The sequence below is a fragment of the Kineococcus rugosus genome, from assembly GCF_050871975.1.
Classification (GTDB): Bacteria; Actinomycetota; Actinomycetes; order Actinomycetales; family Kineococcaceae; genus Kineococcus.
This window is the reverse complement of record NZ_JBJLSJ010000023.1, coordinates 39,067-50,127: the sequence shown is the minus strand read 5'-3', so window position 1 is coordinate 50,127 and position 11,061 is coordinate 39,067. Positions and strand designations below refer to the sequence as shown.

Below are 11,061 nucleotides of genomic sequence, written 5' to 3'. Positions count from 1 at the left end.
GTCGTGACGAGGGAGAAGGACATGACCACGAGCATCCCGGGGTTCACCCAGCAGCGCATCGCCGTCGCCGACGGCGTGGCGCTCAACGTCGCCGTCGGCGGCAGCGGTGCGCCCGTCGTCCTGCTGCACGGGTTCCCCCAGACCCACGCGATGTGGCGCCACGTGGCGGTCGACCTGGCCGCCGACCACACGGTCGTCTGCCCGGACCTGCGCGGGTACGGCGCCAGCGACAAACCCGCGGAGACCGGCACCAGCACGTACTCCAAGCGGACCATGGCCGCTGACGTCGTCGCCGCGGCGCGCGCGCTGGGGCACGAGCGCTTCGCGCTGGCCGGGCACGACCGCGGCGCGCTGGTGGCGGTGCGCGCCGGGCTGGACCACCCCGGGACGATCACCCACCTGGCCGCGCTGGACATCCTGCCCAACCCCGACACCTGGGAGGTCCTGCGGGGCACCACGGCCGCCGTCGCCTTCCACCTGTACCTGATGGCTCAGCCACCGGGTCTGCCCGAGGTGCTGATCGCGGCCTCGGCGGACGCCTTCTTCGGTCACTTCCTGGACGTGTGGACGCGGGACACCGGCGCCATCCCCGACGACGTCCGCGCCGGGTACCTGCAGGCGTGCCGGGAGGCGGTCCCCTCCATCGTCGCCGACTACCGCGCCTCGGCGGGGATCGACCTCGAGCACGACCTGGCCGACCGCCGGGCGGGCCGGCGGCTGGGCATGCCCGTCAGCGTCCTGCAGCAGCACTGGGGCCCCGAGCTCAGCGCCGACGCGGCCGGCAGGTGGCGGGCCTGGGCGCCGGACCTGCAGCACGCCACCGTGTCCTGCGGGCACTTCATGGCCGAGGAGTCCCCGGCCGAGGTGGTGAAGGCGCTGCGCGACCTGCTGGCGCGCTGAGGACGCAGCGCCCGGGGCGGGGCAACGGGTCCCCGGACGGTGTTGCCCGCGACTAGCAACGTAGTGCATAGTCGTGGGCATGTCCTTGGGTCACGTCCTGCTGGGGTTGCTCGTCCCGGGCGAACGGCACGGTTACGAACTCAAGCGGAACTACGACGCACGCTTCCCCGCCGCGCGTCCCCTGGCGAGCGCCCAGGTCTACTCGACCCTGGCCCGCCTGGCCCGCGACGGGTTCGTGGTGCAGCAGGAACCCGAACGCGTCGGCGGCCCGGACCGCACCGCCTACGCGTTGACCCCCTCCGGCCGCGAGGAACTGCACCGGTGGCTGGAGGAGGTCGAACCCCCCAGCCCCTTCGTCGCCAACCCGTTGGCCGTGAAGGTCACCGTGGCCGTCCTGATCGCCGGCGGGGACGCGGCGCGCGACTACCTGCACCGTCAGCGTCGCGCTCACCTGGAACGCATGCGCACCTACACCCGCCTCAAGACCGAACCGGGGGCAGCGCTCACCGAAGTGCTGGCCGCCGACTACGCCCTCGAACACCTCAACGCCGATCTGCACTGGATCGAGACCGCATCGGCCCGCGTGGCCGCCCTGACCGAGGAGATCACCTCGTGACACCCCAGATCACCGCCCGGGCGGTCGTGAAGTCCTACGGGAACTCACCCGCCCTGCGCGGGGTGGACTTCGCCGCCGAGCGAGGCGAGATCGTCGCCATCACCGGCCCCTCCGGGTCCGGGAAGTCCACCCTGCTGCACTGCCTGGCCGGCATCGTCCGGCCCGACGCCGGTTCGGTGCACTTCGACGGCGCACGGATCGACGACGCGTCCGAGGAGGAGCGCTCCCGGTTGCGGCGCAGCAGGTTCGGCGTCCTCTTCCAGTTCGGGCACCTGATCCCCGAACTGACCGCCGCCGAGAACGTGGCCATGCCCCTGCTGCTGGCGGGGGTTCGACGGCGCGAGGCGATCACCGCGGCGGGGAACTGGCTGGAGCGTTTCGACGTCGCGGACCTGTCCGCGGAACTGCCGACGCAGATGTCCGGGGGGCAGGCCCAGCGCGTCGCGGCGGCCCGGGCCCTGGTGACCGAACCGGACGTCCTCTTCGCCGACGAGCCCACCGGCGCCCTGGACACCCTCTCCGGCGAACACGTCATGACCCAGGTGCAGCGGGTGGCCCGCAGCTCGGCGACCACCGTGCTGCTGGTCACCCACGACGCGCGCATCGCCGCCTACGCCGACCGCGAGGTGGTCGTGCGCGACGGCGTGCTGGAGCCGCAGACCGACGACGCTCTCGGCGACCCGTTCCGCGCCGACGCCCGCGCGAACCGTCCCGCCGCGCTCCGGCCGGGCCTGCACGCCGCCGGCACGTCCGGGTCCACCCGGTTCCGGGGTCACGACGCCTCGCCCTCGACGCCGGGGAACCGACGGTGAGCACCACCGCCCGGGGTCCGGCCACCGAGGGTCGGCTGGACCGATCGCACCACCGCACCGGGAACGCCCCACGGGTGGACCACGGCCCGTCACCGGCGACCGTGCTGCGCACCGCCGCCGCGGGTGGCCGCGGGGACCGCACCCGCATCGCGCTGACCGCTGCGGGTGCCGCCGCGGCCACCGTGGCGTTGCTGGCGGCCGCCACGGTGGCCGCGACGGGCCCGACGACGGCCCCTACACCACGGCCGCGCTCAACGAGCCGGGCCTGCACGTCGGGGTGGTCGTCGCCCTGGTGCTGCTGTGCGTCCCCGTGCTCGTCTTCGCCGGGCAGTGCGCCCGCGTCGGCGCCCCCGCACGCGATCGCAGGCTGGCCGCCCTCCGCCTGCAGGGCGCCACTCCCCGCGACGTGGTGCGCTTCGCGGCGGCGGAGACCGGTGTGGCGGCCACGATCGGCACCGGCCTGGGCAGCGCGGCCTTCTTCGCGCTGCGGGAACTGCTGGACACCCCCGTGCAGGCCTCGTGGACGCTCGACCGGACCGTCCGGTACGACAACGGCGGGATCGGGGTGTTCACCGAGCAGTTCAGCGGACTGGCCCGCCGGCTGCCGACCGACGTCCTGCCCCCCTGGCCCGCCGTCGCCGCAGTCGTCGTCCTGGTCCCCGTGCTGGCGGCCGTCTTCACGGTGCTGAGCATGCGCCGGGTGGCCGTCACCCCCTTCGGGGTGGTGCGTCGCGAACAGCAGCGTCCCGTCCGCGTGCTGCCCGGGGTGCTGCTGGTGGTGGGGATCAGCGGGACCGCCGCGTTCAGCGCACTGCTGGACGCGGCGGGCCTCCAGGACCTCGCACCGACCGTCCGCGGGGTGCTGTTCACCGTCCTGCTGCTGGCCACCGCCGTCGGCCTGCTCCTGGGAACCGGCGCCGTCGCCGCCGCGATGGGCCGGGTGCTGGTCTCGCGCACACGTCGTCCCGCGCTCCTGCTGGCCGGACGCCGGCTCCTGGCCGCCCCCACCACCGCGGCCCGCACCCACGCCGCCCTGCTGATCGTCGTGCTGCTGGCCGCGCTCAACCAGGGAGTGCGGGCGAACCTGCTCGCCGCTCCGGACGCCGGCAGCTCCTACGCCCAGACGCTGGGCCTGGTGGACGCCGCCTTCGTCACGGCCACGGTCATCGCGGCAGCGGGACTGGTCGTCGGCGCGGTCGAGAGCGTCGTCAGCCGCCGCCGCGTCCTGGCGGGCATGAGCGCCACCGGGGTGCCGCGCGGAACCCTCGCAGCGGCCGTCCTCGTCGAGGCGGTGCTCCCCCTGGCGCCTCCCGTGGTCCTGGCCGCCCTGGCCGGCGTCCTGGGCGCGCGCGGCATCCTGGGCACGACCGCGCACACGGTCGTGCTGGATCCCGCCACCGGGACGGCGACGGTCCAGGCCCTGCAGGTGCCGGTGCCCTGGGACTCCCTCGGCGTCCTGGTGGGCGCGGCGCTGGGGACGTGCCTGCTGGCCACCCTGGTGGTGCTGCCGCTGCTGCACCGCAGCGTCCAGCCCGCTGAACTGCGGGCCGGCTGAACCCGGTCGCGCTGCGGCTGGCCGGCACACCGGACACCTCCTCACCGGGGGGGAGGAGGTTTCCGGTGTGCTCACCCGGCGTGCCGTTCAGAGCCGAACCGCGCGCCCGCACCGGCGCCACCGGAGTTCCCGTCCACCGGTCGGTGAACCGGGGAACGCGCCGGTGAGGGGAACACCCGTCGCCCCCCACCGCGAACACGTCGGTGAGCCGTTCTCCTCACGCCCCAGCACGTCTCGTCCCGGTCGTGACGCCCTGCCCCTGCGAGGGTGCCGGGCGAGCGCCGGGACGTCTGCGTTCCCTCGACATCCACTGCGGGTTGACGGCAACTAGCAACTCAGTGCATAGTGAGCGGGCGGCCGTCGCCCGCGCACCCCGCGGGGGCACCCCCTCGAACCGCAGGGGCGACCCGCGCGGCGAGACCCCGGACACCAGCCGGTGAGGGGTCGCGAACCGCCGCCAGGCCCGCACCCCCTCGCACTCCCCCGGACGCCCGCGCCTGCGAGCGCCCGGCGCCGGGGCGTCCCGTCCCCCCTCCACCCCGTCGCGCGGGTCCGGTCGTGTCGCCCGACACGCCCCGCCCGTGGCCGACCACCGTCCGCGCGCCAGCGCCCGCACCGAGGAGCAGCACGACGTGACCGCTGTCGTCCACGCCACCGGCGTGCAGAAGTCGTTCGGGAACCACCCCGCCCTGCGCGGTGTGGACCTCCTCGCCCGCCCGGGGGAGATCGTGGCCATCACCGGCCCGTCGGGATCGGGCAAGTCCACCCTGCTGCACTGCCTGGCCGGGATCGTCCGAGCCGACCGCGGTTCGATCACCGTCGCCGGCCACCAGCTCGACGCCATCGGCGAGGAGGAACGCAGCAAGCTGCGGCGCAACGAGATCGGCGTCCTCATGCAGTTCGGGCACCTGGTCGCGGAGCTGACCGCCCTGCAGAACGTCGCCCTGCCCCTGCTGCTGAGGGGTGAGAGCCGGGCGTCCGCCGCGCAGCGGGCCAGGACGTGGCTGGACCGGTTCGCCGTGGGCGACCTCGCCGACCGGCGGCCGACGCAGGTGTCGGGAGGTCAGGCCCAGCGGGTGGCCGCCGCCCGGGCCCTGGTCACCGAACCGGCGGTCCTGATGGCGGACGAGCCCACCGGGGCCCTCGACAGCCTGGCCGGCGAGGAGCTGATGGCGCAGGTGACGCTCGCCGCGCGCGCTCGGGGCACCACCGTCCTGCTGGTCACCCACGACGCCCGCGTGGCCGCCCACGCCGACCGGGAGGTCGTCGTCCGTGACGGCCTCGTCGTCGGCCCACCCCGCGCTCGAGGGGCGGGCGGGCCGAGCGTCACCGCCGAGGGTCCCGTCGCGCCCGGGAGCCCCGCGTGAGCCCCCGCCGCACCCGGGCCGCGACGCCCCGGCCGCCGCGAACCGACGCCGGGCTCTCCTGGAGGGGTGCGCTGCGGCTCGCGGGTGCCGGGGGCAGGGCCGACCGGGCCCGCACCGGGCTGACGGCCGCGGCCGCGGCCGCGGGAACCCTCGCCGTCCTGGCCGCGGCGACGGTGGTCGCGATCGACACCGGCGACGGGCCGTACACCAGCGAGTCCCTGAACGAGCCCGGTCTGCGCCAGGGGGTCGTCGCGACGTCGTTGTTCCTGTGCCTGCCCCTGCTCGTCTTCGCCGGGCAGTGCGCGCGCGTGGGCGCGGCCGCCCGTGACCGTCGGCTGGCGGCGCTGCGCATGACCGGCGCCACCCCGCGCGACGTGCGGCGCATCGCCGCGAGCGAGACCGCGGTGGCGGCCGCAGCCGGTGTCGCGCTGGCCTTCGCCGTCTTCGCCGCCGCGCGCGTCGTCCTCGACGAGACGGTCATCACCACGTACGCGCTGGAACGCCGGATCACCTACGACAACGGGTCCACCGGCTTCGTCACCGACACCTTCACCGGGCCCGCGCGACGGCTGCCGACCGACGTGTGGCCGAACTGGTGGGCGATCCCGATCGCGGTGCTCCTGGTACCGCTGTTCTCCGCGCTGCTCACCCTCCTGGCCCTGCGCCGGGTGTCCATCACCCCTTTCGGCGTCACGCGGCGCGAGCGGCCGCGCCCCTCGCGCAGGCTCCCCGTCGTGCTGTTCGCGGTCGGCCTCGGCGGAACGCTGCTGCTGACCACGGCCCTGGAACTGACCGGTGTGGACGTCCACGAGTCGGTGAGGGTCGCCCTGGCGATCGGGGCCCTGTTCATCGTGCTGCTCGTCCTCGTCCTCGCCGGGCTGCTCCTGGGCACGACCGCCCTCTCCGCCGCTCTGGGAGGCTGGCTGCTGCGTTCGGGCCGTCCCAGCCGGCTGCTCGCCGGCCGGCGGCTGCTGGCCGCCTCCGAGCACAGCAGCAGGGCCAACTCCGCACTGCTCGTCCTGGTGCTGATCGCCGCTTTCCTGCAGGGCGCGCGATCGCGGTACTCCGTCGACGGCGGCCCGGGCAGCAACATCAGCGCGAACACCCACGAGAGCATCCTCTCGCTGCTCACGCTCGCCGCGGGCGTGGGCGCAGCGGTCGCCGTCGCCGGTCTCCTGGTGGGGACGGTCGAGAACATCGTCTCGCGCCGGCAGGTCATCGCGGGGATGGGCGCGGTGGGTGTTCCGCTGCCGGTGGTGCGGCGAGCCGTGTTCCTCGAGAACGTGCTGCCGCTGGTGCCGACGATCCTCCTCGCCACGAGCGCGGGGATCCTCGCGGCCCGCGGGGTGATGACCACCCACGTCCGGCTGGCGAACTTCGACGCGGTGACGCAGACGGTGTCGAGCGTCACCGTGGTGCCCGTCCCCGTGCCGTGGCTCCCGCTCGCGCTGATCGCCCTGGGCGCCGTCGCCGCCGTGGCCGGGGCGACCGCGGCGTCCCTGCCGTTGCTCCGGGCCAGCGTGGACCCCGCGGAACTGCGCGCGGGATGACCGCTGCGCGACCCCACCACCCCGGGAGCCGCTCGCCGCGGTTCCCCCTCCCCTCCACCCCGGCCGCAGACCACCGCTACCGACACCTCAGGAGCACCCGTGCAGGAGATCCGCTCGATGAGCACCACCCTGGCCGCTGTGGCGACCGTCACCAGCCTCGTCCTGAGCGCACCGGCCCAGGCCGCCGCCCCGCGCGTCGGCGGGCAGATCGGCGCGCACCACGAGGCGCTGGGCGGGGCGGGCGGTCCCCTGGGTCAGCCGGTGACCGCCGAGACCAGGACGCCCGACCAGCGCGGGGCCCACGTCCACTTCCAGGGCGGTTCGATCTACTGGTCCGCGACCACCGGCGCGCACGAGGTGCACGGCGCGATCCGCGCCGCGTGGGCCTCCCACGGCTGGGAGGCGGGTGCGTTCGGGTTCCCCGTCAGCGACGAGTACGACATCCCCGGCGGGAGGCGCAGCGACTTCCAGGGCGGTTCGATGCAGTGGACCGCGCAGGGCGGTGTCACCGTGATCGGTGATTCGGCCGTCGCCGGGTGCCCGGCCCCGTTCAACGGCGCGACTCCCGAGCAGGCCGCCGGCTGCCTGGTCCGCGGCTGGGAGCAGCGCGACGAGGAGGTGATGGCTACCTACGCCGTCGACGCCGCGGCCGGGGAACTGCGGGCCACCCCGTACGCGCCGACGACGTTCGACGGCTGCTCGCGCCCGGTGGAGCCGACCGCGGCCACCAGCGCCGGGGTGGAGTGCGTCTTCCACGTCCCGGCCACCGCCGGTCCGGGCGTTCCGCACGGGGTGGACCTGCACCTGGGCATCGGCGTCCACGGCGGCTCCGCCGTCGTGGAGGACGTCGAGCTCATCGGCTGACCCGCAGCAGCGGACGTGCAGCAGCGCCGGCCGGCGAACGGGACGCCGACCAGGCGGCTCAGCGCCTGCAGGGCCCGGGGGGGGTTCTGACCGGTGCGGTGGAGGGGACCGCACCGGTCGGGCCCGGCCCTGGAACCTCGCCCCGGGACGCCGACGCGTGGACGCCCTCGACGCGGAGGCACGACCCGTCTGCCCGGGCACGCGGACGGGGTCCGTGCAGGACCCGCACCTCCTCCCACCCGTCCCACCCGAAACCTCCGGAGGAAACCTCGTGGAAACCCGTCTACCCGCCCTCCTGCGCGGGACACCTCGTCGCCCGCTGCACGACGGGGTCGTCCTCGTCACCGGCGCCGCGCGCGGCATCGGCCTGGCCACGGCCCGGGCCCTGCACGCACGGGGCGCCAGGCTGGCCCTGCTGGACTCCGACGGCGCCACCGTGCAGGCGCGCGCGGCCGAACTGGGGCCACGAGCCCTCGCCGTGGTCGCGGACGTCACCGAACGTTCGAGCGTGGACGCGGCGGTGGCTCACGTCGTGGCCGAGTTCGGGCGGATCGACGTCGTCTTCGCCAACGCGGGCATCGCGCCCCTCCCGGCGACGGTGCGGGCGATGGACGACTCCGTCTTCGACCGCGTCCTCGACGTCGACCTGCGCGGTGTGCACGTCACCGTGCAGGCCGCTCTGGAACACGTCATCGCCGTCCGCGGGCAGATCGTCATCAACTCGTCCACCTACGCCTTCGTCAACGGCGTGCTCGTCGCGCCGTACGCGGTGGCCAAGGCAGCGCTGGAGCAGTACGGGCGGGTGCTGCGGGTCGAACTGGCCCAGCACCGCGTCGACGTGAGCCTGGTCTACCTGGGTTTCGTCGAGACCGCCATGGAACGCGCCACGTTCGGCGATCCCGTCGCCCGGCGGCTGCTGGCCACGCACCCCTCCTGGGTCGCCCGCCGGCTGGACCCCGACACGGCGGGGACGGGCATCGCCGCGGGCATCGAGCGGCGAGCGCCGCGCATCGTCCTGCCGCGCACGTGGGTGGCCCTGGGTCCGGTGTTCCGCGTCCTGGGCCCGTTGATGGACCGCCGCGCCGTCCACGACGAGGCCACCCAGGCGGTGATGCGGGCGGCGGACGTCCCGGTGCGCGCGAGGGGGCACCTCGACCACGCGGCCGGCGACGGGCGCGCCCGCGGAGGGGGCGTCGCTGCCCGCCCAGGGGAGGGGACGTCCCCACCACCGGTGGAACCGTCGCGCAGCCGGTGAGGGGGCGCTGCCCCGCACGGGCGGGTGCCGGCTGGGCCGCGGGTCCGGCGCCCTCGTCGGCCGCGGCCGCAGCGGACCACTGCGCCACCTCGATACGGTCCGCGACCTCTGGCCACGGCCCGGCGGGAAGACCCGTGAGCGACACCGCCTCCCCCACGCCTCGGGGGAGGCGGCCTCGCCGGCGGGTGGTCCACGACGGGGGCGCGGGCCTGGGTACAGTCCCCGGCTGTGGATCTCGTGGCCGCGTGCCGGGCCCTGGTCGCCGTCAGCGCGCGGGGCAGTTTCACGCTGGGGGCAGCTGAGGCGGGTGTGCCCCAACCCGTGGCCAGCCGCCGCATCGCGGCCCTGGAGGACCTCCTCGGGGCGCGGCTGCTCGATCGGTCCACCCGGGCGGTGGTGCCCACGACGTTCGGGCGCGACGTCCTGCCCGGGGCGCGGCGCCTGGTCGAGGTCGCCGACGCCCTGCTGCGGCAGGCCGGCTCCGCGCGCACCCGCCCGCTGGGCCTGGCCCTGCCGCGGACGTGCGCGCAGGAAACGCTGGTGCGCCTGGTCGCCGAGGCCCGTGAGCTGGACCTGACGTTGCAGCTGCACCACCGGGAACCGGACGAGCGCGCGCAGCTGGTCCTGACCCGTGACGTGCGCGTCGCGGTCGTGGCGGTGCCGGCGGACGGGGCGACGTGGCGGGTTCCGCTGGGCGTGGCCTCCGGCGGACCCGCACCCTCCGACGTGCTGCACCTGGACACGTTGCGCGCGGGGCGCTGGGAGGAGGACGAGCCGGTGCGCAGGGTGTGGTTGCAGCCCGAGGACGACGTACCGCACGTGCGGGACCGCGTGATCGCCCTCGGCAACGCGGTGGGACTGCAACCGGCGCAGGTCGCCGTCGCGGACTCCGTGGTCACCGCTGCCGCGCAGGTGCTGACCTCCCGGGACCTCCTGCTGTGCTCGGCCCAGCAGGCTCGCGAACTGCACCTGCCCTGGGCTCGTCTGGGTGGCGGTGGTCTGCACCGGGGGTACCGGCTGAGCGGGGGCGACCACGAGGACGTCTCCCGCGTCGCGGCCCTGCTGGGCAGCGGCATCGCCGCGTGCCTGGGGGCGGTGGGAGGTGAGACCGCTGCGCCGCGGGCTGACCGCGCAGCGGGTTCGCGGGCCTCGGGAGCGGGGGCACCGCGCGCCAGCGGCTCACCCGCGACCGGGGACGGGGGAGGAGACCGGTGAGCAGCGCCGCGGTGCTCGACCGGGCCCGGCGGACCCTGGAGGAGGCGGGGCTGCGCGGCTCCTTCCTGGTGCGCGACCTGGACAGCGGCGAGGAGATCGGCCTGGAGCCGGACGCCGCCTTCCCGCTGGCCTCGCTGGTGAAGGTGCCGCTGGCCATCGCCACCCTGGAACGCGTCCACCGCGGTGAACTGCTCGCCTCGGCCGCGGTGCACGTAGAACCGGGCCGCATCACCACCCCCGGCCCCACCGGTACGAGCCGTTTCCGCCACCCGGCCTCCATCGCGATCGACGACCTGCTCTACCTCAGCGTCTCCCTCAGCGACAACAGCGCCGCCGACGCGCTGTTCACCCTGACCCCTCGGCCCGCCGTGCTTGCCGAGCTGGAACGCCTGGGTCTGCGCGGCCTGTCGGTGCGCCACCACCTGCGCGACCTCGCGGAGACCCCGGTGGAGTCCCTCGGTCCTGGGCAGGCGCACCTGGCGCACTCCCTGGCCATCGGAGCAGCCACCCCCGGTCACGGGCACGCCCTGCCCCACCTGGACGTCAGCCGCGCCAACGTGGGCACGGCACGCGCGGTGACCGAGGTGCTGCAGGAGTTGTGGCGGCCCCGCAGCGTCGACGTGCGGACCGGCGAGCGTCTGCGTGAACTGCTGGGCGCCAACGTCTTCCGGCAGCGCCTGGCCCCGGACTTCCACACCGACTCCTCGCGCTGGTCCTCCAAGACCGGCACCCTGCTGAACCTGCGTCACGAAGCCGGCGTCGTCGAGCACGCCGACGGGTCCACCTTCGCCGTCACCGCGCTGACCGAGTCCAGCGTCTCCGCCGCGGCCCAGCCGCGCGCCGAAGCCGCGATGGCCCACGTGGCGCGCACGCTGCGCGACCACCTGCGCAGGTGATCACCGCGGACCGGTGACTGCCCGGACGATG

The 11,061-nt window shown here is 75.4% G+C and carries 9 protein-coding genes and 1 pseudogene; all 10 read left to right on the top strand.

What is annotated here, in order from left to right; genetic code table 11:
* Positions 1-21 precede the first annotated feature (21 nt).
* The 10 genes and pseudogenes from ACRYM6_RS14365 to ACRYM6_RS14320 all read left to right on the top strand — a co-directional run bounded on the left by ACRYM6_RS14365 (position 22) and on the right by ACRYM6_RS14320 (position 11,030).
* Entirely contained in the window at positions 22-900 is an 879-nt protein-coding gene (locus ACRYM6_RS14365) for an alpha/beta fold hydrolase (protein ID WP_432543565.1), read from the top strand.
* Positions 901-979: 79 nt separating this feature from the next.
* Positions 980-1,516 (top strand): PadR family transcriptional regulator, encoded by a 537-nt coding sequence (locus tag ACRYM6_RS14360; protein ID WP_432543564.1) that lies wholly within the window; start codon positions 980-982, stop codon positions 1,514-1,516.
* Positions 1,513-2,169, top strand: a pseudogene (locus ACRYM6_RS14355) (ABC transporter ATP-binding protein); the annotation flags it as partial. The gene ACRYM6_RS14360 and the pseudogene ACRYM6_RS14355, both read left to right, overlap by 4 nt.
* A gap of 436 nt (positions 2,170-2,605) precedes the next feature.
* Positions 2,606-3,883 carry an FtsX-like permease family protein gene (locus tag ACRYM6_RS14350; protein WP_432543563.1) on the top strand — a complete coding sequence of 426 codons (1,278 nt, stop codon included), beginning with the start codon at positions 2,606-2,608 and terminating at the stop codon, positions 3,881-3,883.
* A gap of 632 nt (positions 3,884-4,515) precedes the next feature.
* Positions 4,516-5,250, top strand: a complete 735-nt coding sequence (locus tag ACRYM6_RS14345) for an ABC transporter ATP-binding protein (RefSeq protein ID WP_432543588.1) — start codon at positions 4,516-4,518, stop codon at positions 5,248-5,250.
* Positions 5,247-6,800: an FtsX-like permease family protein gene (locus ACRYM6_RS14340; RefSeq protein ID WP_432543562.1), complete on the top strand. Its 1,554-nt coding sequence runs from the start codon at positions 5,247-5,249 to the stop codon at positions 6,798-6,800. The genes ACRYM6_RS14345 and ACRYM6_RS14340 overlap by 4 nt, the downstream gene beginning before the upstream one ends.
* A 99-nt stretch (positions 6,801-6,899) precedes the next feature.
* Positions 6,900-7,664: an LGFP repeat-containing protein gene (locus tag ACRYM6_RS14335; protein WP_432543561.1), complete on the top strand. Its 765-nt coding sequence runs from the start codon at positions 6,900-6,902 to the stop codon at positions 7,662-7,664.
* A 271-nt stretch (positions 7,665-7,935) separates the two neighbouring features.
* Positions 7,936-8,919 carry an SDR family NAD(P)-dependent oxidoreductase gene (locus ACRYM6_RS14330; RefSeq protein WP_432543560.1) on the top strand — a complete coding sequence of 328 codons (984 nt, stop codon included), beginning with the start codon at positions 7,936-7,938 and terminating at the stop codon, positions 8,917-8,919.
* A 228-nt stretch (positions 8,920-9,147) separates the two neighbouring features.
* Entirely contained in the window at positions 9,148-10,134 is a 987-nt protein-coding gene (locus ACRYM6_RS14325) for a LysR family transcriptional regulator (protein ID WP_432543559.1), read from the top strand.
* Positions 10,131-11,030, top strand: coding sequence for a serine hydrolase (locus ACRYM6_RS14320; protein ID WP_432543558.1), 900 nt, complete (start codon positions 10,131-10,133; stop codon positions 11,028-11,030). Before ACRYM6_RS14325 ends, ACRYM6_RS14320 begins: the two co-directional genes overlap by 4 nt.
* The last annotated feature ends 31 nt before the right edge of the window (positions 11,031-11,061 follow it).